Consider the following 22,739-nt stretch of genomic DNA (forward strand, 5'->3'; position numbering starts at 1 on the left):
ATTTAATTTTCATAAATATTAATAAAACATGCAAAATTAAAATATATAATATTTAATCAACTTCCCCCATCCTAGTCATACTATAGTCTTAGGACGGGGGTTTCTAATTGGTAGTCTCTAAATAATATGTTATATTTACGATGATTAATACATAAAGGAGCTATCAACTTATGAAATTGATGAATAAAATTATTGTTCCCGTGACCGCTAGCGCGCTGTTACTTGGTGCTTGTGGCTCAAATGCAACAGAATCTAAAGATAATACATTGATTTCTTCTAAAGCAGGAGATGTAAAAGTCGCTGACGTGATGAAGAAAATCGGAAATGAACAAATTGCTAATACTTCATTTAACATTGTTTTAAATAAAATCTTAGCTGATAAATACAAAGATAAAGTCGATACTAAAGACGTTGATGAAGATATTAAGAAAGAAGAAAAACAATATGGCGGTAAAGATCAATTTGAAAGCATGCTTAAACAGCAAGGTATGTCATTAGATGATTATAAAGAACAGAAAAAACTTTCTGCTTATCAAAAACAATTATTACTAGATAAAGTGAAAGTCTCTGATAAAGATATTAAAGATAATTCTAAAAAAGCTTCTCATATTTTAATAAAAGTAAAATCTAAATCTAGTGATAAAGAAGGTCTTTCAGATAAAAAAGCAAAAGAAAAAGCTGAAAAAATCCAAAAAGAAGTAGAAAAAAATCCTAGTAAATTTGGCGAAATCGCTAAAAAAGAATCTATGGATAGTTCTTCAGCTAAGAAAGATGGTTCATTAGGTTATGTAATTAAAGGTCAAATGGTAGATAGCTTCGAAAAAGCGCTATTTAAATTAAAAGAAGGTCAAGTTTCTAAAGTAGTTAAAACTGATTATGGTTATCATATCATTAAAGCTGATAAAGAAAATGACTTTAATAAAGAAAAATCCAACCTTAAAGAAAAAATTATTGAACAAAAAGTACAGAAAAAACCTAAATTGTTAACAGATGCTTATAAAGATTTATTAGATGATTATAAAGTAGATTACAAAGATAGAGATATTAAAAAAGCTGTTGAAAATTCAATTTTAGATCCAGATAAAATTAAACAACAACAGCAGCAACAGCAATCTTCACAAGGTGGTGCCTCTGGTTCAGGCTCTGCAGGTTTAACAAGTAGTGGGTCATAATCAATAACTCATTGGTATGATTGATATAAGTTTTGCATTTTATCTAGAAAGTGTTATAATACAATTAACAAGGATATCAAGCATATATGCACCAAATCCCCTCACTATGGCAGTAGTGAGGGGATTTTTTGGTGTGGCTTATTTTAGTTGTCGCCTATTTACGTTTATCGTTGCGAGTGCGTAGCCAATGCGCGAATAAAGCAACGATACAACCACTGGTTGCCGTGGCCATGATGTGTACAAAGATATCAAATAACATATATGCACCTCCTTCCCTTGTCATATTGACGCCTGAGAAGAGAAGATAGGCGACCTATTTATTATAACACTGAACTTTAGCTAATTAAATTTGAATATAAAAAAGTGCAAAGCCCATTGTATCATAATACCACTTGAATCAATCCCGACTCTGTAGCAACTTTACAAAGATAGCTTTGCACTAAAAATATTTAATCTAAACTTGTTGGATTATAGAATTGGCGATTTTCTAAACCAAAAATGCGTTCAGTAAATTGACCTTTATCCGTTTTCTTAAATGCTTTCTCAAACATGTTCATTTTTGCATCAATATTATCAATAAAGAATAAAATTTCAGCTTCTTTCAAATGAGGTAGTTTAGGTGACCCGAATTCCATTTTACCGTGGTGTGCTAAGATCATATGTCTTAATAACATCACTTCTTCACCTTCAATACCTAATTCTTTAGCCGATTCAGCTACTTCATCACTAGCAATTGAAATATGGCCTAGCAAATTACCTTCGACAGTATAAGTCGTTGCAACTGGTCCACTTAACTCTCTGACCTTTCCTAAGTCATGTAAAATAATCGCACTATATAATAAGCTTCTATTTAATAGCGGATAAATATCACAGATTGACTTAGCAATACGTAACATAGTTAAAACGTGATAGCTTAGACCGCTTGCAAAATTATGATGATGTGAACTTGCTGCTGGATACGTAAAGAAACGGTCTTGATATTTCTTTATTAAATGACGCGTTATACGTTGTAAATTTGCGTTTTCAATATCTAACATAAAATGCGAAAGCGCTTCTTTAATTTCATCAGGCGTCATAGGTGCTCCATCAACAAAATCTTTAGTTGATAAATTGTCTTCAGGTTTAGCTAAACGCACTTGATTAACTTTCATCTGTTTACGACCACGATAATTAATCACATCGCCTTTGACATGAACAATTTCTTCAGGTTTAAGGTTCTGCATATCCTCTTTCGTTGCAGTCCATAATTTCGCTTCTATATCACCACTTTTATCTTGGAGGTAAAGTGTCATGTAATCTTTACCTTGAGCAGTGACACCCTGAGTTGCACGATGAATTAAGAAAAAGTGATCAACTGAATCGCCGGGATTTAAATTTTCTACATTTCTCATTTTTTCCCGCCTTCCTCTAGTTTATTAAGAATAATCATTTCTTTTGAAGGGATAATATTATCTTTAGTGCATGTAAAGTAAAGCACTTGATAATTTTGAGATAATTCTCTTAAATAATTTAACATTCTTTCTTTTCTATGTTTGTCAAAATGAACAAATGCGTCATCCACAATAATTGGGAATGGATAGTATGGTTTTAATACTTTAATTAAACTAATTCTAAGAGCAACATACAATAATTCTTTTGTAGATTGACTTAGTTCAACAGGTTCGAAAACTTGTCCATTATCATGTTTGACATGAATTGAATCATCTTCAGTATAATTAATCATTGTATATGCACCATTTGTAAGATACTTGAATATAGATACAGCTTCTTGGATAACTTGTGGTAAACGCTTATCTTTGATTTGCTTAATATGTTCTTCTACTAAATTTTGAAGATAACTTAAGCTTGCCCAATCTTTAGCGATATCATTTAGTCTATTTTTTAAACTGTAATATTCATGTCTTAATTGTGCAAGTGTCGAATCTGTTTCCATATGATTAATTTGAGCAGTTAAATCACTGACTTCAGCTTGCATATTTAAATATTGATCGTTATATTGATCTACTTGTCTCGCTAATGTATCATCTTCTTCGTCTAATTGAGCGGTTGTTTTTTCACTTAATTTAGAACTCATTTCATATGAGTAATTTTGGTTCTCTAAGTATTGAGTTAAATCATTAAATCTATTTAAGTTACTATGATACGTTTCGTAATCTTGATGATGTGAATAATAACTTTCCTCATCTTCAACATTGACGAAATCAAATAGCTCTTTGATGATATTTTTATTTTCACTTAAGCGTGATTTAAGATGCTTGAGCTCATTTGTTAATAACTGTGTTTCTTCTTGATTCTTATGCCAATTATCGTTATTGTCTTTAGCATTTTTTAGCCATTGATTAACATCGTGGAAGAACGACATTGTATTAAAATGACTAAAATGTGGACTCGTTACGTCTTTAGCGTGTTTATAAAATTGATTAATTTCATCCATAAGTTGACTACGCTTATGATTCAACTCTTTGACGTAATTATCATGAGACTTAATATTACTCATTGAGGTAATACTTTCAACGATAAGTTCATCAGATATCTTAGGAGATAAATATAATTCTTTCTTCACGTTGTTAATATTATCTGATAATGAATCTAAACGATGTTGCGCCTCATCCATTGATTTATTTAAATATGCATTCTTTTCATCTAACATTTCTTTTACTTTAATAGCATTTTGCCATTGCTCACGAATGCGATGTTGATGATCTAAATCAAAATCTAAATTGTAGTTGCTTTCTAAATGTTCAAGTTGACTTTCCAAGTCATTAATTTCTTGGTTCATTGCTACACCATAATCAACATCTTTAGTTTTTGCTAAGAAGATACCTACAATAAAGATGACGGTTAGAATCGCAAAGACAATACCAAAAATCATGTTAGTCGTTACAAATGAAAATACAGTTAATGCCGCACCTATGATAGCTAAAGCAATAAATGCAAGTCTAAGTAATTTTTGACGTTGATTTTTACGAATTTGTTCTTCTTCAAATGATTCTTTTAATTTTTCATATAAGTTTTCTTTTTCGTGTAATTCTAATACCTGCTGTGAATATTCCTTTTTCTTTTCAAAAGTTTCCTCAGGAACTAATTCTTTCTCTAGTTGATCAAGTTCATTACTATTAGAATTACGTTCAATTTTATTATCTTCAAGACCGCGTTCTAGTTGTAAAATATAAGCATTTTGTTCTTGCTTACCACGAATTTGCTCACTTACATGACTTTTCATAGCTTCAGAACTATCTACTTCATGATGTGGTTCATTCCACCCAATAGTGTTTTGTAAACTTTCTTGTTCTCTTTGTTTATCAGAGATATCTTTTTCAACTGAACGCAACTCATATTCTTTTTGTTTAATTTCATTTTCTTGTTGATATAAGGAATTAATTGCATCTATATCTTTAGGTTCTACTGGAAAGATATTTTTAGCTTCTTGCTTAAGTTGAGCTAAACGTTCTTCTTTAAGACCAATATCCTTTTCAAGTGATTGTTGAAACGACTTAGCAGTCTCATAACGGTCTATACCTTTTTCAGGAAATTTTAGAGGTTCGATATTTAGAACTTGTTCTAATCCTTTCCATTCTTGCGTTTGATCATGCAGTGCAACCTCTTTTTGTTTAGCTTCATGCATCTTGGATAACTGATTTAAATTTTGTTTTAAATGTTCTAATCTGCGAGAAGATTTATCTCTCTCATCTACTAAGCGATGATATGTGTCTAATTTACTTTCTTCTTCACGTATCTGGCTTTCAAGGTGCTTGAGTTGTTCGATTTGTTGGTTAATAATTGGATTTTTACCAGACTTTTTATACAATTCTTCTTTCTTTTGTCCTATGGTATCTCTCATGCTGGTAAATTCAGTTGAACCTAAAGCGCCTGCTTGTAATAAGTAATCTTGTAATTGTTTTTCATCTAAATTACGGTGAATATCTTGTAACCCTAAAACGTTGAAAGAGAATATACCTTGATACGTTTTCTTTGTAATGTAATTGAGTTTTTTATTTAGCCATGACTCATCCCGTATAGAACCATCTGAGAGGTAAACTTTGACATCACCTTGAGCGCTACCTTTAATTCTCTCAACTTCAGCTTCAGTACCATCGTCAAATATTAAAGCTAATTTACCACCATATTGATTTCCTAATCTAGGTTCCAAACGAGGTTCTCTAGATTTTTTAGTAGGAAAACCGAATAAAATTGAATGTATAAATGCTTGAATCGTTGATTTTCCTGCTTCATTTTCACCAAAAATTTCAGTAAAACCTTTATTAAAGTCTATCTTACGTTGAACAAATTGACCGTATCCATAAATTTCTAGTGATTTAATTATCATTTTGTTCACCTCTCATATCATCTTTTAAAAGACTTTCAGCATGATTAATTAATTCGGTTTTATCAAATTCTGTATAATCATCTAAGAATTTAGATGCACGAGGATTTAAGTATAAATCCGTCATAGCAGAATCAAAGACCGATGTGTCTTCCAACAAATCTGAGGAGAACTCATTTACAAGAGGTGATTCATCATTTTGAACATATTTAATATTTAAATCTTCTATAAACACAAACTGATTTTCATTTTCTTCATACTCTGTAATCATCTCTTTAACTTGAACCAAGTCTTGTGGTGCAATAAAATCTTCACTATTTACGCGTACATTTAATCTATAGAAAGCTTTACCTTCAGGTCTTACTTTATCTTTGAAAGACTGTATATCTTCGTATAGCTCTTGTTTAGACGTATGATTAGTATCAATAGTTGCTTCCTCAAATTTAATAAATTGAGTAGGATAAAATTGTGTTGTTAAATTAAGATGATCTCCTTCAATTAATAAACAACCTTTTTCACCTAATTCATTAAAATGTCTACCTTGAATATTACCGGGATAGTTAATTACTGGCATATCACTGAGTTGTTCACGTTCATGTATATGACCTAACGCCCAATAGTGGTATAATCGACTATTTAAGTCTTCTAACCTAAATTCTGTATAACGGTCTTTGACTGAGGATTTACTATACGTGCCATGTAAAACACCAATATGTATCCCTTTTTGACCTTGGCTTGATGGATAAGCATCAATTTTATTTTCATAACTTGTATCATTTTGATAACTAAAGCCATGTATAAAAATTGTTTCCCCATCTTTAGTAATCGCTTGATACGTTTCTACTTGATTTGAAAAAACTGAAACGTTGTTTGGCCAATTTGAAGATATCTTTGAAGATAGAGGATCATGATTACCATGACATACATATACAAATACTTGTTCTTTACGTAATCTTTCAAACTGTTCTTTTAAAAAGACTTCCGCACGTAATGTTCTATTCTCATTATCGAATAAATCCCCAGCAATGATAATGAAATCTACTTCTTTTTTTAATGCCAAATCTACTATATTTTTAAAACTTTCATAGGCACTTTTTTGTACATCTTCAAATATTTTAGGGCTTAAATGACTTTTAGATTTGAAGGGACTGTCTAAGTGTAAATCAGCACAGTGTATAAATTTAACCATAAGTTTAATTCTCCTTATAAAAGCCGTAAAGTTAAAAGAAATAATGCAATTTGAATATACTTCATTTGTTGATAAAAATTATAAATATTGATATTAAGACAGACTAATGACTATATATTAATAAGCTATGTATCATGAAAAATAACTTTACTTTATATTAAATTATTTTACCATAACACTTTGAGTCCAGTCGACGACAAACCAAGACATTCATTTTAATTTTATACCTACTCAAAACTATGACGTTAATACAAATTTTAAAGTATCACCTTTGAACTAGTTTATAAATTTGTAAACGAGAGTATTCTAAGGTACAAATGTATAAAAAATGTCTACAAAGTCTGTAACTTTGTAGACATTCAAAATTTAAAATGATTTCTCACTTTTATAGAAAAGTATTGAAATTAGTCAGCGTAAATTTCATCTAATGGTTTTACGATGATTTGGTTAATTTCTTGGAATACTTGGCTCATTTTTTGCTCAGCATTCATTAATTCAGAGATATTTTCATCTTTTTCGATAGCTTGAGCTTGTTCTTGAGCTTTTTGTAAATCCTCTTCAGGAATTTCTTCACCTTGCATTTGTTTTTGTTGGAAACTAATTTGAGTTTCACGGAATTCGTCGAATAATTTTTTTGATTCTTCATTTTCTTTAACTTTAGCAAATGCATCTTTAATAGCTTTATATTCTTCACTGTCTCTTAAAGCTTGTTCTAATTGATTTGCATAATCGTATAAATTTACTGCCATAGTTGTTTGCACTCCTTTGAGTTAATTTGTGTTTTAACCACTCACAAATAACTTTAACATATATGTCACCTTTAGACAAAGATTGCAATTACACCTTGGAAGAAACCAATAATTCCTCCAAGTAAAAATCCTAGTGACATAATCAATTTTAATTCTTTATTAGCAATTTCTATAATTAACTTTTCAATGTAATCTAAGTCAAATGTATTAATTTGATCTTCTACTAGTTGTCGCAAATTAATCTTTTTCATTATATTGGTAAGATGTCGTGAAATATTATGAACAATGACTTGAGTAATTTTAGTAGCTGCTTCATTTTCAAGGAAGTGAATAAACTGAGGTGCAAGTTCATATATTGGTAAACGAGCTTTACCATTAAGATCAATATATGAGATTAAAAGATCTGTCGTGGATTTAGAAATAGATTCAAATTGCTCATCACTAACTAATTCTTCTAAATGCTTATTCTTAAGTGTCTCATATTCATTGCGAATGATCTTATTAATAATTACACGTGCTTTCGGATGTTGAGTCAATCGAATAAGTTCGTGTTGAATACGTTCTGCGATGCTTTCTTTAGTCATGAACATTTGTAGAAGACCTACAATTTTTCCTTTTTCCTGAAAGAAGGTATCTAACATTTCATATATATCGTGTGAACCTTTGTCAGAATTCAAATATTTTCTAGCTCTCTCGCATAATAAATCAGCTAATTCTTCTACTTTATCATCTGCTAAAACAAATAATTGCTCTGGCAAACATGCTGTTAATGCCTCTTGCTTATGTTGTTGATAAAAGTTTATAAGTTTGTCATTCAAAGTTGTTTTCACCTTATTATTTAATAAATCAGTTACATTAATGTCTAATGCTTGAGCAAAATTTTCAATTGTTGCATCTTGAGATTTAAGCTTTTGTATTTGAGTAAGAACTAAGTCTTGAATCGCATCTTGAGATTGTGGTTGATTTAACTTATGACGAATCATTTCTTCAGTAATTAAATGATCTTCGATAACTTGACCTATTTTCTCAGCTATTTCTCCACGTCTTTTTGGAATTAAACCTGGAGTGAATGGAATTCTCATTTTAAATATATAATATGGTTTAAATGGATGAAATAACATACGTATCGCTATAACATTTGTTATACCACCTATTATAGCCCCTATAATCATCATAAAAGCAATCACTAAAAAAGCGTGCATATTGTTAACTCCCTATTTAAATTTGAAATTGTGGTTAGATTATAACATCAATTAACCTAACTTCATTCTATTAAAACTTATAAATACAAATTACTAAAAATAAAACGATGAAAATCAAAAATGAATTTCATCGTTAAGTAGAAAAATAATTTTGTTTAATTAAGACAATACATCTGAAATAAGTGATTAAATCATTATAAGATTCTACTATCACTTTTAATTATACATGTAGTAATTCTTCTTTAGCATTTCTATTAAAGTAAGTTTCAGCCTCTCTCATTTTAGAAGTACCGAAGATTGGTTGCTTATCTGCATTTAATACTCGGTAAATGTTACTTACTTTATTACTTTGTAAAATAAATCCATTACGCGTTTCGATTGTATTCCAATAAATATCACTTGTAGTAGCATGATTAGGGTAAGCACAATGATTTCTAGAAATAGTTTGAACGATTTCTAATGGGTCGCAACCAAATGTGCTATTGAGTACATCTGAATCTCTAAATAACGCGCAAATTGAGACACAAGTCGTCCAGTTAGGTAAGACTCTTTCTTTTTCAATTTGTACTAATGTTTTTTTAGAAAGTCCGATTGTTTGAGCCATTGTATCTTGAGTATAGCCCGCTTCAATACGTACCATTTTAAATTTTGTTTGAATTAAATCTGTGAAACTCTGTCTATCCATTCTATTTATCTACCTTTCTAATTGGAAATATTTTATCCGGACACAAGAAATTGCAATAATACACATTTCTTGAAACACAAATTACATCTTAATATATTTTTAATAAAAATAAAAGAGAGAAATGCGTTTTTCTAACTATTTTATTAAAGGCAAAATTATCAAAATAGTTAAATATTTACATTTAACGACATTTTAACTAATTAAATTTAAAATATGTATATTTATTTTATATAATCGCGTTTAGCACATTATATTAATTTATTTTCCATAGCATAAATGGCAGCTTGTGTTCTATCCGTAACTTGTAATTTATTAAATATGTGACTTACATGTGTTTTAATAGTCTTTTCAGATACAAATAATGTTTGAGCAATTTCTTTATTTGTCTTGCCTTTAACCATCTCTCTCAATACTTCAACTTCTCTTTTAGATAATTTATTAGTAAAATGAGGCTTTTTAGATACTGCTTCAATCACACTTTTAGCTTCAGGATGAATGATATGTTCACCATTTAAAACTTTATGAATTGTTTCAATCAATTTTTGTGGTTCTACGTCTTTCATTTCGTAACCATCAGCACCTTTGTCTATAGCTGATATCACATGTTCATCATCTACATAGCTCGTTAAAACTAAAACTTTGACTTGAGGATATTGTCTTTTTAAAACTTCAGTAATTTCAATTCCATTCATTTCTGGCATCACTAAATCGAGCAACACAATATCAGGCAGATGATGTTGCTCTATATATGATAGAAATGTTTTGCCATCAGAAAAACCCTTGACTACTTCTAAATCATCAACTGTTGAAAGTAAAAACTCTAATCCTTGGCGTACGATATGATGATCATCTACTAGTACTACTTTATGCATAATCGTTCTCCTTTTTTTATTACTTTAAAGGTATATTTATTGTAATGGTAGTACCTTTATTCAATTGTGATTGAATATCTAATTTACCATTCAATGTATGTGTCCGTTGTTTAAGATTATTGATACCACTTGAAGCATTAACATTTACTTCATGCAAGTTAAATCCCTTTCCTAAATCAATAATTTCAATAATGAGATTATCCTGTGTTTGCGTTAGATTTAATGAGACTTCGTTAGTATCGGCATGCTTTCTGACATTATTCATCGCCTCTTGTATCATACGATAAATATTTTCTTCTACATGATTAGATAAATTGATCAAGCCATCAACATGGACGTCTAAATTTAGATTTAATACATCACTATAGTTATTTAAAGCGTGAATTAATCCGTGCTCTAGTCCTACAGGCTTTAATTGCCAAATCAATGCTCTCATTTCATTAACAGCATTTTGACTCGTTTCTTCTATAGTTTTAAATGCATTTTTAGAAAAATCATCTGATGCCATTCCTTGGGCAGCATGAGCAGTAAGTTTTAACGAGAATAACATTTGATTAACAGAATCATGCAGATCTCGAGCTAAACGGTTGCGCTCATTAATCTTAGCCGCTTCCTTTTCTCTATCTATCAATAATATACGTTTTATCGCCGAACCTATTTGAAATGCTACAGATTCTAGTAATTCTAAATCTTGCTCGCTATAATGTTTTTTATTTGGTGAAGCAACGTTAAGTAGACCAAATTGTTCCTCTCCAGAACGCAGTGGCACAGTTGCATGATGCGTAATATCATCTGTTTCTTCTTGATATGCACGATTAGCTAAATTAATTCTTGAACAATTTATAATATTGGACGCTTTAGTTAATTTTTTATTATTATATGCTTTGACACACCAACATGATCCGTTAGTCATATAATGACAATCTTTTTTGGATAATGCACCAGGGAGGTCTACTGAGGAAACGAGTTCATGGTCCCCCTCCTCATTGATAAAAAATATCCATCCAGTCGTGAAGTTACTACCATTAATAAGATAACGTAGTCCTCCATGCATCATGCTATACATCTCTGTTTCTTCATTAAGAAATTCAGCTATCTCTTTTAGTAATGCAAGTCTTGTTGGCTTCTCCATTTTATCGCCCCAATACTATATCCATAATATTTATATTATACATGCCTTAGCTTTATTTTGAAAATGTAATTAAATACACAATTGATAAGTATTTGAAAATTCATTTTCAAAAATAAACATGATATAGAGAGTAATAAATTTGTGTTATGATAATAATGAACTATAGGAGGATATTATGAAATTTACGATACCTGAACAATATAATGAGAAAACTTTAAGAGAGATATTTCAAAATCTCAAACTCCCTAAAAAAGACTTACATCAACTTAATATGTCAAAAGATATAACAATCAATAATCAATCTGCTAAATTAACTGATGTAGTGAGAACCGGTGATTCGGTGTTCATACCTACACCAGAGGAAAAAAGTAATTATTTACCTAGTTATCGTTACGCACAGGTTTATTATGAAGATGATGACTTTGCGATAGTGATGAAGCCCAAAGGTGTTAAAACACATCCAAATGATTTAAAAGAGAGTAATACACTTATGAATCATGTAATTTACACAGTTGACAGTGAATATGTCGAACCTATTCATCGTTTAGACCAAGAAACAGTGGGTTTACTTATTGTTGCTAAGAATCCAATTATGAAGAAAATCTTAGATCGAATGTTAGAAGAAAATGAAATTACTCGTATTTACAAAGCTAACGTTAAAGCATTGTTACCAATCAAACCTCAAACAATAGATATGCCTATTGGTAAAGACAAATTCCATCCTAATAAGCGTAGAATTTCAAATACAGGACAACGTGCAATCACTCATATTTTAAATTCTGAGATGATTAAAGAAGGTATATGTCAACTTGATATTAAACTTGATACAGGTCGTACGCATCAAATACGAGTACATTTAGCAGAAATCGGTCACCCTGTAATTGGTGATCCATTATATGGTGATTCAACATTGCGTAAATTAGAACTTAATAGTCATAAAATTGAATTGATTCATCCACTAACACGTGAGTTGGTTTCGGTAAGCTTGGATGATAAAAAGGCATAAGTCTACTATAGAACAGATAGAGGCTCAATAATATGTAATATTAAATAAGCGAGAGACGTATTATTCAATACGCCTCTCGCTTTTATCATAGATTTAATTAGTGAGGGTCAACCATGTCTTCTGGTTTAATCCATTCTTCAAATTGTTCTTCAGTAACATATCCGCTATTTATAGCTGACTCTTTAAGAGTTAATCCCTCTTTATGCGCCTTTTTAGCAATCTGAGCCGCTTTTTCGTAACCTATATGTGGGTTTAATGCTGTAACTAACATTAATGATTGATTTAAGTAATTGTCGATATTTTCTTCAATCGGCTCAATACCTACTGCACAATTATCATTAAATGTTTGCATACCGTCAGCTAATAGATAAATTGATTGTAAAGTATTATGAAGAATAACTGGTTTGAATACATTTAATTCAAAGTTACCTTGTGAACTTGCAAAACCAACTGCAGTATCATTACCCATAACTTGTACTGCGACCATAGTTAACATTTCACATTGTGTTGGATTAACTTTACCAGGCATAATAGATGAACCAGGTTCATTTTCAGGAATAGAAATTTCTGCTAAACCTGCTCTTGGACCTGAAGCTAACCATCTTACATCGTTTGCAATTTTCATTAAATCGCCTGCTAATGCTTTCAATGTACCATGTAATTGAACTACTTCATCATGTGCAGTTAAAGCATGGAATTTATTATCAGATGAAACAAAGGCATACCCTGTGTTATCTGAAATAAATTTAGCTACTTTAGCTCCAAACTCTGGATGAGCATTTATTCCAGTTCCCACTGCTGTGCCACCGATAGCTAAACTAAGGATATGTTTCTTAGATTCACTTAAAAGTTCTTCGCATTTATCTAACATATATCGCCAACCACTAATTTCTTGGCCTAATTTAATTGGGGTTGCATCTTGTAAATGTGTACGTCCAATTTTAATAATTGATTGATATTGATCTTCTTTTTCTTTTAAAGTATTACGCAGGTTCTTAAGCGCTGGTTCTAATTTTGTTTCAACTTCATGATATAAAGCAACGTGCATTGCTGTTGGGAATGTATCATTAGAGCTTTGTGATTTATTTACGTCATCGTTAGGATGAATCGTTTCATCACTATTATGTTCTTTAAGATACTCATTAGCTACATAGCTTACGACTTCATTTACGTTCATATTACTTTGAGTGCCGCTTCCTGTTTGCCAAACTACTAATGGAAAATGTTCGTCTAGCTCCCCTTTTAGAATGCGATCACATGCATATACTATGGCATCTTTTTTCTCATCACTTAACTTTCCTAACTCATTGTTAGCTAACGCCGCCCCTCTTTTTAATTGAGCGAATCCATAAACTACTTCAATTGGCATGCGTTCCTTACCAACTGGGAAATTACGTTTACTTCTTTCAGTTTGAGCACCCCAAAACTTATCTCCAGGTACTTCAATTTCTCCAAAAGTATCATGTTCAATTCTGACTGACATACATTTCTCTCCCCTTATTCATCTTTATTTAATTGTAGTATAGCACTATTTAATTTGTATGGGCAACGATGAGGTGAAACGTTTTCATTTCAAATATTAAAACCCTCATTATGTTCTGAAGTGATTAGAAGTAATGAGGGAATATATAATGAATTAAGCATTTTTATATTTACTTTTAATAGCTTGTAGAATTGCTATAGCTGTTAAAATAAATAAAATTACACTTAACGCAATAGTGAATGGACTAATTGAAACTAAAAATCCTAAAAATCCAGTTAAGCTATTATAAAAGCTATTAAGTGTATAGATAAGAATACCTGTAATGGCTAAACAGCAAATAACACTGATTACAACGCCGGATTGATTACTTTTAATAAAAGTTTGAGCACTCACATCATCGATTAAACCCTTTGAGAGGTTTAATTGAAGCTGAACAATTTTAAATAGTAAGGGTAAATAGAGAGCTCCTAAAGCAAGCGGAAACGCTTTAATTGAAATTAAACTAATAATGATGGTTGCTATCATCAAATGCAGCCAATATTTTCCTAACATATTTTGAATCTCCTTGAATTATTCACTATTTAGTATCTTATCACAATTCCATAATGAGGTGGAACTTTGTCATAGTAGAGGTGGAACTTTGTCATAGTAGATGAAAATTTAAAACTAAAAATTAATAAATTTAAAAAGAACTCCAATAAACTAATAAAAGCTAGCTTATTGGAGTCAAATAAATTATTATTCATTATTAAGGTCAGAATGAACATCTTCATCATGAGATTGGTTTAATTTATCTTCATCATTTTCTTCTGAAATTTGTTCCATTTCTTTTCCTAATTCTTTTAAATCATCTAAATCTGTAACCATAGCATTTTCTTCTTCATGATAATTCAATTTAGATTCATATTCTTTATTCATTATAAAATCCCTCACATAGTTTATTGATTAAACATAACGTGCTGTGAAGTATTCTTTAACATCCTCAGGTAATCCTGCAGCCGCTTCTTTATCTAAAATAACATTTACCATGCGGTGTGCTTTAAGATCTGCTGGCTCATAACTAGATTTGCCGTTTTCACGATAAAGTTTTTCAATAACTTCACGTTTATTACTACCTGTAACAACTAAGAAAATTTCTCTAGCTTCCATAAGGCCTTGACGTACACTTACATCTAACTTGCCACTTTCATCAATTGAAAGAACTTGAAGGATTAATTTACCTTTATTTTCTTTAGTTTTCATTTTATCTGAAATAAAATCAATTGCATCTTGTTCGTAAGAAATTGAATACACTTGGCTTTCAGGTACACCTAATGCTTCATAATAAGATCTATTATCATCATAATCTAAAATATTGATTTGGCTGAAATCTACAGCATGCGTATCTACATTTTTCTTAAGTTCATCTAATACAGGTGCGTGATCTTTTTCTAAGTGAAAACCTGCAATTGTAGTTGGATTATTATTAAATTGTTTACGAATAATATCTGCAGCATATTCTGCTACTCTTTCACTATTTTCAAATACTTTAAAGTTCATTGCCATATTAATTACACTCCTCTAAGTTTGCTCTTTACATAGAATGGTTGATATTAATTTCAAGTATACCCTTTTAAACAATTTATCAAACCAAGTAAATTCAGTTTAATGTTAGTACTTCATGATTAAATATAACATTTCTAACTAAATGATGACATTTATATATTTTTAAAAATAAAATTTAATTATGAAAGATTTGGAAATTCTTGTTGTCTTAAAGCTTCATAAATTAATAGTGCAGCCGTATTAGATAAATTTAATGATCTAATTTTATCGCTCATTGGTATTCTTAAAGCGGTATCAGCATATTTCTCTTTTACCCAATCAGGAAGCCCAGTTGTTTCTCTTCCAAAAATAAAATAATGATTCTCTAATGTATTAGAAAAATCAAAATCGCTATAAGTTTGTTTGCCAAATTTAGTTAATAAGTAATAATTACCTTTAGTGCTATCAAAAAATTCTTCAATGCTTTCATGATATGTAATATTTACATGCTCCCAGTAGTCTAACCCAGCTCTTTTTAACATTTTATCATCTGTACTAAAACCTAAGGGTTTAATAAGATGTAAATGTGTGAAAGTACCAGCACATGTTCTAGCTATATTTCCAGTATTAGCAGGTATCTCTGGTTGAAATAATACAATATGATTTGTCATATTCAGTCTCTCCTCATGTCCAAGCCTTTTTTCATTTCTACTTGAACTTCCTCTATTTCTTTTTCATAATTTTCATTAATAAAAGCCTTTGCGTCTTCACCTTGAATTTGACCTATAGCCCAATAAGCTGTACCTCTAATCATAGGTCTAGGATCATTAAGTGCAACTTCTTTTAGTTCTGGTATAGCACTTTCCTCGTTAAAATGCGCTAAAGCTAGAATTGCGTTTCTTTGTATAGGTTTTTTACCTCGCCACGCTCCAGCCAAATGACCATAAGTGTTCTTAAACTCTTTATTACTCATTTGCAACAAAGGAACTAATCGTGGTTTTAGGATTTCCGGTTCAAGTACTATATCATCATGTTGAGTATTAATACCTCTATTTTTAGGACACACTTGTTGACATGTGTCACAACCATATAAACGATTTCCTATTTTATAACGGTATTCATCTTGTAGATAACCTTTTGTTTGGGTTAAAAAGCTTATACATTTTTGACTATTCAACTGACCATTACCTACTAATGCACCCGTAGGACAACGATCAACGCAGATTGTACAGTCTCCACAACTGTCTAAAATAGGATCATCTGGTTCGAAAGGTATACTCACTAACATTTCACCTAAATAAGTCCAAGTCCCCAATTCTGGAGAAATAACAAATCCATTTCTACCAACAAATCCTAATCCTGCGCGTTCTGCTACAGCTCTGTCTGAAAGTACACCAGTGTCTACCATAGACTGTATCTCGACATCGGGTACCTTTTCTCGTAGAAATTCACTTAATTTATCAAGTCTTTTACGCATAATTGTATGATAATCTTGACCCCAAGAAGCTCGCGCAAACATGCCACGTCGATCACCTCTTACACTTTTAGGTGCACCTTTTAATTTATTTGGGTAACCTACAGCGATTGCGATAATGGAACGCGCACTCGGTAAACTTAGTTTAGGTTCAGTTCTTAGAGCGATGTCTGATTCTTCAAATCCAGATGCAAAACCTTTTGAATGATAGCTTTCCAATTTTTGTTTTAGCTCATCAAACGGATCTGCAGTTGTGAAACCTATACTATCAATGCCAATCGAATGGGCATAGTCGATAATCTCTCTTTTTAACTGCTTGTAATCCACAAGCTTTGCCCCCTCACATAAAATTACATATGTCATTTTAACACATGTTTAAATAGGATAACGTTGTGAGTTTTTATTTTTTCTAAAAAAAAGATAGAACTGAAATCAATGACATAGTGAAAGATTTCTACGTTCTATCTTAATTTAAATATCAGCTTATTATAATACACGAGATAAGAAATTTTGAGTTCTTTCTTGTTGAGGATGTTCAAAAATTGCTGTTGGCTTACCTGATTCCACTACAACGCCATCTGCCATAAAAATCACTTTATCACTAACTTCTTTAGCAAAGTTCATTTCATGCGTAACAATTACCATCGTCATTCCATCTTTAGCTAAATCTCTCATTACTTTTAATACATCTCCTACAACCTCCGGGTCTAACGCAGATGTAGGCTCATCAAATAATAAAACATCTGGTTTCATAGCTAATGCCCTAGCGATGGCAACCCTTTGTTTCTGTCCTCCAGATAATTGATTAGGATATGCATCTGCTTTATCCTTTAAACCTACCTTATCTAATAAAGCTAAAGCGGTATCTTTTAACTGCTCTTTATCCACTTTGAGTAACATCTTAGGTGCTAACATAATATTATCTATCACTTTTTTATGAGGAAATAGATTAAAGTTTTGAAATACCATCCCCATTTTTTGACGTAATTCATCTAAATGAACATTTTTATGAGTTAAATCATTACCTTCAAAAATAACTTGTCCTTTCGTAGGTGTTTCAAGTAAATTCATACAACGTAACAACGTACTTTTACCACTACCTGAAGGACCTATAATAGCAACTACTTCTCCTTGAGAAACTTCTAGATTAATATCTTTAAGAACTTCATGATTTCCAAACTTTTTGTTCAAATTTTTAATTTTAATCACTAGCTTTCATTCTCCCTTCAACTAAACTCATGATGCGTGATAATGCAAACGTTAAAATAAAGTATAGAACTGCAGCAACGATTAAAGGTGTAAAAGGATCGAATGAAATACCTTGAACAACTTGAGCATTAAACATAATTTCGCCTACACCAATAGTTGAAACAATCGATGATTCTTTAATGAGCGTAACAAATTCATTTCCTAAAGCTGGTAAAATATTTTTAATCGCTTGAGGCATAATGACCGACTTCATAGTTTGAATGTAGTTTAAACCTAAACTTCTTGCTGCCTCCATCTGACCTTTGTCCACAGCATTGATACCTGCTCTAATAATTTCTGCTATGTAAGCTGATGAATTTATGATAAGTGCTATTGTTCCACATATAAGTGCGGAAACATCTAAGCCAAGTGCTGCTGTGGTACCAAAGAATACAATAAATACTTGTACTAACATTGGTGTTCCTCTTAAGAATTCAATATAAATACTTGCTAACCAAGATAATGGTTTAAATTTATTTATTTTCAATAATGCGATAAAAGCACCTAGTATAGAACCTAAAATAACGCCTACTAATGAGATTAAAATAGTGTTTTTAATTCCTTTAATAAAGAAACTTCCATATTTTGTGAAGAAATTCCCATCATCTTGCATATCCTGAGCAGCTTGATTCATATACTTATCAATAAGGTTTTTGTTGTTTACTTCATCAATAGTTTGATTTAAATGCTTTAGTAAAATTGGCGAATTTTTGGGAACTGCTATACATGTAGGTTTCTTTTCTTCATTAAATTTTACATCAGCGAATTCTAATTCAGGATTTTGTTTTAAATACGCTTCTCCTACTGGTTTTTCGACAATTGTTCCTACAACTTTACCACTTTTAAGAGCTAAAATTGACTCAGGTAATCGATTTAGAGAGGATACTTGACTATCTTTTATTTCATTATGAGCTATTTTCTCTTGATCAGTTCCTTTCTGAGCAGCAATTTTCTTACCTGTGAAATCTTTCAAATCTTTATATTTATTTTTATCTGATTTTTTAACTAACATTACATTATTTGTCATCATGTACGGCTCGGTAAAATCTACTTCCTTTTTTCTTTCCGGTGTTGTAGTCATACCAGATATAATGACATCAATTTTTCCAGTTTTTAATGCCCCTAATAAACTATCGAATTGCATATTAATAATTTTTAACTTCAAATGATTATCTTTGGCTATTTTCTTCGCTAGCTCAATATCGACACCTGCATAATCAGTTTTACCATTTTTTATTTTTTCAAATTCTAAAGGTGCATAATCAGCAGATAATCCAACACGAAGTTCACCACGTTGTTTAATCTTGTTCCAATTAGAATCTTCTTCAGCACTAGCAATTGGATTTATATATGTAATTGCAGAGCCTAAAAGTAGTGTAATGACTATAAGAATTTTAATAATTTTGTACATACTTTAAGAGCCTTCCTAAATAAATATACATTATTATACATAATTACTTATAATAATGCAATTTAATTTTGAAGAAAGACAAAAAAATAAGCAATGTTTCAATAGATACTACCATGAAACATCGCTCTCATGCATATAATAATTTATTCTTTTGGTATTTCAAATTTATAGATTTCATCGCTATATGAATGAATAAATCTTTTGCATAAATGATGTATAATAAACGCACCAATAAATGGAACAACAAAATAACCAATTATCAATAAAATAATATTGAAAGACGTATCACCAGACATTCGATTAAGCGCATTAATCGGTCCAACTAGACCTGTATAACCAAAACCAGCTGACAATGGTGTCCCCTTAATATTTAAAAGATACGCTACTATACCACAAATAATCCCATTTAGTGTTAAGGGAATAGCAATAATTAAGTTCTTCAAATAGACAGGTATCATCATTTTAGCTGCACCAATTAATAGGACCAAATTGACACCGATTGAATTGACTCTTAGTGATCCAAATAAAAACGTTACACATGCTGCTACAATACCCATATTTGCAGCACCACTACCTAAACCAGTTAAACTTATAGCAGTAGCTATCGCTACGAGGGAAATAGGTGTAACCATCAATAAAGAAAATGTCACACATATAAGGATAGACATTAATAATGGGTTTAATTCTGTAAAGCCATTAATGAGTCTACCAATAGATTTAGTAATGATTTGAACATATGGGAGTGTCATTAAACCTATCGCTCCACTAACTACGGGTACTAATACCGGTAGTATAATCATTTCAAATGAACCAAGTTTACCCTCAAGAAACATATAAATGGCACAAGCGATAACGACCACAATAATGACATTAATAATATCTCCTATCCCTTTTAAAGCTATGCCACCATTACTAAACTGTATAGCTCCAGAACCTAATATAGCAGAAGTACCTATCATTGCAGCTCCTGCTCCTTTAAATTTAAATTGATGCGCCGCTAACACACCTATTATAAAAGCCATAAATGATTGAATAACAGTTACTAATTGGAATATAGTTTCTAATAAGTGATTTCCTTCTTTAAATAACTTGAGCAATTCACCTAATAACGCATTAGGTAATAGAGCAACAACTACCCCCGCCCCTACAGCATTTAATATATTATTAAAAAATGATTTTCCACTAAATTGAGATTGACTCATGATGTACCTCCAACAATTGCATTAGATTAATAGTATTATAGATAAGTATGATTAACAATAACTAAATTTAGAAAAAGTAAAAATTTAAGGGTGTTTTAGTATTTTTTTATTTTTCAGGTTAATATCTTCTTTAACACATTAAGTTCTGATAATCATATTCGTATTTATTATAGTATTAAAAAAAGAGTGAAAACGTTGATTTAACAACATTCTCACTCTAAAAGTTCCTAAAAGAATATAAAATTATACCGGTGGTCGGGATCGAACCGACACTCCAAAAAGGAACGGGATTTTGAGTCCCGCGCGTCTGCCAATTCCGCCACACCGGCTCAATAGATAAATAAAAAACTTCCCTATGGAAGCATATTATGGAGCGGAAGATAGGACTTACACCTATACCTCGTTCCGGGAAGGAACGTGTTCTAAAAATTGAACTACTTCCGCTTAATATTAAATTATATGGAGCGGAAGATAGGATTTGCACCTATATCTCATTCCGGGAAGGAATGTGTTCTAAGAGTTGAACTACTCCCGCATAGAAAAATTAATGGAGCGGAAGATAGGACTTGCACCTATACCTCGTTCCGGGAAGGAACGTGTTCTAAGAGTTGAACTACTCCCGCATGATATAAATTAATGGAGCGGAAGATAGGACTTGCACCTATATCTCATTCCGGGAAGGAATGTGTTCTAAGAGTTGAACTACTCCCGCTTAATCCTGGAGGCGGCAACCGGATTTGAACCGGTGATAAAGGTTTTGCAGACCTCTGCCTTACCACTTGGCTATGCCGCCAATAACTGGGCTAGCTGGATTCGAACCAGCGCGTGACGGAGTCAAAGTCCGTTGCCTTACCGCTTGGCTATAGCCCATTAATAATAAGGGCGGTTGAAGGGAATCGAACCCTCGAATGTCGGAACCACAATCCGATGCGTTAACCACTTCGCCACAACCGCCATGGCAGGGGCAGTAGGAATCGAACCCACATCAAAGGTTTTGGAGACCTCTATTCTACCGTTGAACTATGCCCCTATTTAGATGGTGGAGGGGGGCAGATTCGAACTGCCGAACCCGAAGGAGCGGATTTACAGTCCGCCGCGTTTAGCCACTTCGCTACCCCTCCAAGAGATGGTGCCGGCCAGAGGACTTGAACCCCCAACCTACTGATTACAAGTCAGTTGCTCTACCAATTGAGCTAGGCCGGCGTGCTAAATGGTTCAGGACAGAGTCGAACTGCCGACACATGGAGCTTCAATCCATTGCTCTACCAACTGAGCTACTGAACCATAATAAATATATCGTAATGGCGGTCTCGACGGGAATCGAACCCGCGATCTCCTGCGTGACAGGCAGGCGTGTTAACCGCTACACTACGAGACCTATAAAGAAAATATTGCGGGAGGCGGATTTGAACCACCGACCTTCGGGTTATGAGCCCGACGAGCTACCGAACTGCTCCATCCCGCGATAATAATAATGGCGGAGGAAGAGGGATTCGAACCCCCGCGGCCCGTTAAGGCCCTGTCGGTTTTCAAGACCGATCCCTTCAGCCGGACTTGGGTATTCCTCCATTATTTATAGGTAAATCGCTATTAAATTAATTAAAAATGGCGGTCCCGACGGGAATCGAACCCGCGATCTCCTGCGTGACAGGCAGGCGTGTTAACCGCTACACTACGGGACCATTTATAAAACGGAGGAAGAGGGATTCGAACCCCCGCGAGCCGTTAAGCTCCTGTCGGTTTTCAAGACCGATCCCTTCAGCCGGACTTGGGTATTCCTCCAAAATTATATGGACCTTGCAGGACTCGAACCTGCGACCGAACGGTTATGAGCCGTTAGCTCTAACCAACTGAGCTAAAGGTCCTAAATATAATTCTACAACTAATAAGTAGTGGCGGTGGAGGGGATCGAACCCCCGACCTCACGGGTATGAACCGTACGCTCTAGCCAGCTGAGCTACACCGCCGTTATGTAGTTTGTAAATTAATAATGGTGGAGACTAGCGGGATCGAACCGCTGACCTCCTGCGTGCAAAGCAGGCGCTCTCCCAGCTGAGCTAAGCCCC

The 22,739-nt window shown here is 32.4% G+C and carries 20 protein-coding genes and 19 tRNA genes; 2 read left to right on the top strand and 37 right to left on the bottom strand.

What is annotated here, in order from left to right; genetic code table 11:
- Positions 1-170: 170 nt before the first annotated feature.
- Positions 171-1,172: a peptidylprolyl isomerase PrsA gene (prsA, locus tag AC3WQX_RS06140; RefSeq protein WP_023350053.1), complete on the top strand. Its 1,002-nt coding sequence runs from the start codon at positions 171-173 to the stop codon at positions 1,170-1,172.
- 154 nt (positions 1,173-1,326) lie between these two features.
- Here prsA and AC3WQX_RS06145 read toward each other — a convergent pair whose 3' ends face one another.
- From AC3WQX_RS06145 to AC3WQX_RS06185, 9 genes are all read right to left on the bottom strand, one after another.
- A complete protein-coding gene (locus tag AC3WQX_RS06145) occupies positions 1,327-1,431 on the bottom strand; it encodes a type I toxin-antitoxin system Fst family toxin (RefSeq protein ID WP_030063529.1) in 105 nt (34 codons plus the stop codon).
- Between the two features lie 190 nt (positions 1,432-1,621).
- A complete protein-coding gene (gene yhaM, locus AC3WQX_RS06150) occupies positions 1,622-2,563 on the bottom strand; it encodes a 3'-5' exoribonuclease YhaM (RefSeq protein ID WP_002434737.1) in 942 nt (313 codons plus the stop codon).
- Complete coding sequence (locus AC3WQX_RS06155; protein WP_049326519.1) at positions 2,560-5,499, bottom strand: ATP-binding protein; 2,940 nt, start codon at positions 5,497-5,499, stop codon at positions 2,560-2,562. The genes yhaM and AC3WQX_RS06155 overlap by 4 nt, the downstream gene beginning before the upstream one ends.
- Positions 5,489-6,685 carry a metallophosphoesterase family protein gene (locus AC3WQX_RS06160; RefSeq protein WP_002434873.1) on the bottom strand — a complete coding sequence of 399 codons (1,197 nt, stop codon included), beginning with the start codon at positions 6,683-6,685 and terminating at the stop codon, positions 5,489-5,491. The genes AC3WQX_RS06155 and AC3WQX_RS06160 overlap by 11 nt, the downstream gene beginning before the upstream one ends.
- A 404-nt stretch (positions 6,686-7,089) precedes the next feature.
- Positions 7,090-7,434: a YlbF/YmcA family competence regulator gene (locus AC3WQX_RS06165; RefSeq protein ID WP_002434673.1), complete on the bottom strand. Its 345-nt coding sequence runs from the start codon at positions 7,432-7,434 to the stop codon at positions 7,090-7,092.
- 71 nt (positions 7,435-7,505) lie between these two features.
- The gene (locus AC3WQX_RS06170; RefSeq protein WP_023350051.1) at positions 7,506-8,636 is read right to left on the bottom strand and encodes a DUF445 domain-containing protein; all 1,131 of its coding nucleotides are present in this window, start codon (positions 8,634-8,636) and stop codon (positions 7,506-7,508) included.
- Positions 8,637-8,856: 220 nt separating this feature from the next.
- Positions 8,857-9,321, bottom strand: a complete 465-nt coding sequence (gene xdrA / locus AC3WQX_RS06175; RefSeq protein WP_002434804.1) for an XRE family transcriptional regulator XdrA — start codon at positions 9,319-9,321, stop codon at positions 8,857-8,859.
- A 248-nt stretch (positions 9,322-9,569) separates the two neighbouring features.
- Positions 9,570-10,193 (bottom strand): response regulator, encoded by a 624-nt coding sequence (locus AC3WQX_RS06180; protein WP_023350050.1) that lies wholly within the window; start codon positions 10,191-10,193, stop codon positions 9,570-9,572.
- Positions 10,194-10,212: 19 nt separating this feature from the next.
- Positions 10,213-11,325, bottom strand: coding sequence for a GAF domain-containing sensor histidine kinase (locus AC3WQX_RS06185; RefSeq protein ID WP_030063524.1), 1,113 nt, complete (start codon positions 11,323-11,325; stop codon positions 10,213-10,215).
- 175 nt (positions 11,326-11,500) lie between these two features.
- Between AC3WQX_RS06185 and AC3WQX_RS06190 the strand changes: the two genes are divergently transcribed.
- Positions 11,501-12,331, top strand: a complete 831-nt coding sequence (locus AC3WQX_RS06190; protein WP_049306969.1) for an RluA family pseudouridine synthase — start codon at positions 11,501-11,503, stop codon at positions 12,329-12,331.
- Positions 12,332-12,428: 97 nt separating this feature from the next.
- Here AC3WQX_RS06190 and fumC read toward each other — a convergent pair whose 3' ends face one another.
- The 28 genes from fumC to AC3WQX_RS06330 form a co-directional block, all read right to left on the bottom strand.
- On the bottom strand, positions 12,429-13,814 hold the full coding sequence (gene fumC / locus AC3WQX_RS06195) for a class II fumarate hydratase (protein WP_023350047.1): 1,386 nt from the start codon (positions 13,812-13,814) through the stop codon (positions 12,429-12,431).
- 153 nt (positions 13,815-13,967) lie between these two features.
- The gene (locus AC3WQX_RS06200; protein ID WP_023350046.1) at positions 13,968-14,366 is read right to left on the bottom strand and encodes a hypothetical protein; all 399 of its coding nucleotides are present in this window, start codon (positions 14,364-14,366) and stop codon (positions 13,968-13,970) included.
- A 186-nt stretch (positions 14,367-14,552) separates the two neighbouring features.
- A complete protein-coding gene (locus AC3WQX_RS06205; RefSeq protein ID WP_023350045.1) occupies positions 14,553-14,732 on the bottom strand; it encodes an SAS053 family DNA gyrase inhibitor in 180 nt (59 codons plus the stop codon).
- Between the two features lie 27 nt (positions 14,733-14,759).
- Positions 14,760-15,359 carry a 6-phosphogluconolactonase gene (locus AC3WQX_RS06210; protein WP_002453580.1) on the bottom strand — a complete coding sequence of 200 codons (600 nt, stop codon included), beginning with the start codon at positions 15,357-15,359 and terminating at the stop codon, positions 14,760-14,762.
- A 179-nt stretch (positions 15,360-15,538) separates the two neighbouring features.
- Positions 15,539-16,009 carry a tRNA (uridine(34)/cytosine(34)/5-carboxymethylaminomethyluridine(34)-2'-O)-methyltransferase TrmL gene (gene trmL / locus AC3WQX_RS06215; RefSeq protein ID WP_023350044.1) on the bottom strand — a complete coding sequence of 157 codons (471 nt, stop codon included), beginning with the start codon at positions 16,007-16,009 and terminating at the stop codon, positions 15,539-15,541.
- Positions 16,010-16,011: 2 nt separating this feature from the next.
- On the bottom strand, positions 16,012-17,175 hold the full coding sequence (gene queG, locus AC3WQX_RS06220) for a tRNA epoxyqueuosine(34) reductase QueG (protein ID WP_087671673.1): 1,164 nt from the start codon (positions 17,173-17,175) through the stop codon (positions 16,012-16,014).
- Positions 17,176-17,298: 123 nt separating this feature from the next.
- Entirely contained in the window at positions 17,299-18,021 is a 723-nt protein-coding gene (locus AC3WQX_RS06225; RefSeq protein ID WP_492739919.1) for an amino acid ABC transporter ATP-binding protein, read from the bottom strand.
- A complete protein-coding gene (locus tag AC3WQX_RS06230) occupies positions 18,014-19,471 on the bottom strand; it encodes an ABC transporter substrate-binding protein/permease (protein ID WP_023350042.1) in 1,458 nt (485 codons plus the stop codon). Before AC3WQX_RS06230 ends, AC3WQX_RS06225 begins: the two co-directional genes overlap by 8 nt.
- Positions 19,472-19,614: 143 nt before the next feature.
- A complete protein-coding gene (locus AC3WQX_RS06235) occupies positions 19,615-20,673 on the bottom strand; it encodes a PTS sugar transporter subunit IIC (RefSeq protein WP_002434721.1) in 1,059 nt (352 codons plus the stop codon).
- 246 nt (positions 20,674-20,919) lie between these two features.
- Positions 20,920-21,002 (bottom strand) — tRNA-Leu (locus AC3WQX_RS06240).
- A gap of 40 nt (positions 21,003-21,042) precedes the next feature.
- Positions 21,043-21,117: transfer RNA gene (locus tag AC3WQX_RS06245), tRNA-Gly, on the bottom strand.
- Positions 21,118-21,133: 16 nt separating this feature from the next.
- Positions 21,134-21,208 (bottom strand) — tRNA-Gly (locus AC3WQX_RS06250).
- A 13-nt stretch (positions 21,209-21,221) separates the two neighbouring features.
- Positions 21,222-21,296 (bottom strand) — tRNA-Gly (locus AC3WQX_RS06255).
- Positions 21,297-21,310: 14 nt separating this feature from the next.
- Positions 21,311-21,385: transfer RNA gene (locus tag AC3WQX_RS06260), tRNA-Gly, on the bottom strand.
- Between the two features lie 7 nt (positions 21,386-21,392).
- Positions 21,393-21,466 (bottom strand) — tRNA-Cys (locus AC3WQX_RS06265).
- A 5-nt stretch (positions 21,467-21,471) separates the two neighbouring features.
- Positions 21,472-21,543 (bottom strand) — tRNA-Gln (locus AC3WQX_RS06270).
- Positions 21,544-21,554: 11 nt separating this feature from the next.
- Positions 21,555-21,627: transfer RNA gene (locus AC3WQX_RS06275), tRNA-His, on the bottom strand.
- A 2-nt stretch (positions 21,628-21,629) separates the two neighbouring features.
- Positions 21,630-21,703: transfer RNA gene (locus AC3WQX_RS06280), tRNA-Trp, on the bottom strand.
- A gap of 7 nt (positions 21,704-21,710) precedes the next feature.
- Positions 21,711-21,794, bottom strand: a tRNA-Tyr gene (locus AC3WQX_RS06285).
- A 6-nt stretch (positions 21,795-21,800) separates the two neighbouring features.
- Positions 21,801-21,876 (bottom strand) — tRNA-Thr (locus AC3WQX_RS06290).
- An 8-nt stretch (positions 21,877-21,884) separates the two neighbouring features.
- Positions 21,885-21,957: transfer RNA gene (locus AC3WQX_RS06295), tRNA-Phe, on the bottom strand.
- 18 nt (positions 21,958-21,975) lie between these two features.
- Positions 21,976-22,051: transfer RNA gene (locus AC3WQX_RS06300), tRNA-Asp, on the bottom strand.
- 13 nt (positions 22,052-22,064) lie between these two features.
- Positions 22,065-22,138, bottom strand: a tRNA-Met gene (locus tag AC3WQX_RS06305).
- Positions 22,139-22,148: 10 nt separating this feature from the next.
- Positions 22,149-22,241 (bottom strand) — tRNA-Ser (locus AC3WQX_RS06310).
- A 38-nt stretch (positions 22,242-22,279) separates the two neighbouring features.
- Positions 22,280-22,355 (bottom strand) — tRNA-Asp (locus AC3WQX_RS06315).
- 10 nt (positions 22,356-22,365) lie between these two features.
- Positions 22,366-22,455: transfer RNA gene (locus tag AC3WQX_RS06320), tRNA-Ser, on the bottom strand.
- Positions 22,456-22,464: 9 nt separating this feature from the next.
- A tRNA-Ile gene (locus tag AC3WQX_RS06325) sits at positions 22,465-22,538 on the bottom strand.
- A 28-nt stretch (positions 22,539-22,566) separates the two neighbouring features.
- Positions 22,567-22,640: transfer RNA gene (locus tag AC3WQX_RS06330), tRNA-Met, on the bottom strand.
- Positions 22,641-22,739: the final 99 nt, after the last annotated feature.

Source organism: Staphylococcus sp. FW104-15G4D (assembly GCF_058790135.1).

Bases quoted from the DNA above. Each gene is read 5' to 3' on its own strand.
- prsA (WP_023350053.1), top strand. From the start codon at position 171: ATGAAATTGATGAATAAAATTATTGTTCCCGTGACCGCTAGCGCGCTG.
- AC3WQX_RS06145 (WP_030063529.1), bottom strand. From the start codon at position 1,431: ATGTTATTTGATATCTTTGTACACATCATGGCCACGGCAACCAGTGGT.
- yhaM (WP_002434737.1), bottom strand. From the start codon at position 2,563: ATGAGAAATGTAGAAAATTTAAATCCCGGCGATTCAGTTGATCACTTT.
- AC3WQX_RS06155 (WP_049326519.1), bottom strand. From the start codon at position 5,499: ATGATAATTAAATCACTAGAAATTTATGGATACGGTCAATTTGTTCAA.
- AC3WQX_RS06160 (WP_002434873.1), bottom strand. From the start codon at position 6,685: ATGGTTAAATTTATACACTGTGCTGATTTACACTTAGACAGTCCCTTC.
- AC3WQX_RS06165 (WP_002434673.1), bottom strand. From the start codon at position 7,434: ATGGCAGTAAATTTATACGATTATGCAAATCAATTAGAACAAGCTTTA.
- AC3WQX_RS06170 (WP_023350051.1), bottom strand. From the start codon at position 8,636: ATGCACGCTTTTTTAGTGATTGCTTTTATGATGATTATAGGGGCTATA.
- xdrA (WP_002434804.1), bottom strand. From the start codon at position 9,321: ATGGATAGACAGAGTTTCACAGATTTAATTCAAACAAAATTTAAAATG.
- AC3WQX_RS06180 (WP_023350050.1), bottom strand. From the start codon at position 10,193: ATGCATAAAGTAGTACTAGTAGATGATCATCATATCGTACGCCAAGGA.
- AC3WQX_RS06185 (WP_030063524.1), bottom strand. From the start codon at position 11,325: ATGGAGAAGCCAACAAGACTTGCATTACTAAAAGAGATAGCTGAATTT.
- AC3WQX_RS06190 (WP_049306969.1), top strand. From the start codon at position 11,501: ATGAAATTTACGATACCTGAACAATATAATGAGAAAACTTTAAGAGAG.
- fumC (WP_023350047.1), bottom strand. From the start codon at position 13,814: ATGTCAGTCAGAATTGAACATGATACTTTTGGAGAAATTGAAGTACCT.
- AC3WQX_RS06200 (WP_023350046.1), bottom strand. From the start codon at position 14,366: ATGTTAGGAAAATATTGGCTGCATTTGATGATAGCAACCATCATTATT.
- AC3WQX_RS06205 (WP_023350045.1), bottom strand. From the start codon at position 14,732: ATGAATAAAGAATATGAATCTAAATTGAATTATCATGAAGAAGAAAAT.
- AC3WQX_RS06210 (WP_002453580.1), bottom strand. From the start codon at position 15,359: ATGGCAATGAACTTTAAAGTATTTGAAAATAGTGAAAGAGTAGCAGAA.
- trmL (WP_023350044.1), bottom strand. From the start codon at position 16,009: ATGACAAATCATATTGTATTATTTCAACCAGAGATACCTGCTAATACT.
- queG (WP_087671673.1), bottom strand. From the start codon at position 17,175: ATGACATATGTAATTTTATGTGAGGGGGCAAAGCTTGTGGATTACAAG.
- AC3WQX_RS06230 (WP_023350042.1), bottom strand. From the start codon at position 19,471: ATGTACAAAATTATTAAAATTCTTATAGTCATTACACTACTTTTAGGC.
- AC3WQX_RS06235 (WP_002434721.1), bottom strand. From the start codon at position 20,673: ATGAGTCAATCTCAATTTAGTGGAAAATCATTTTTTAATAATATATTA.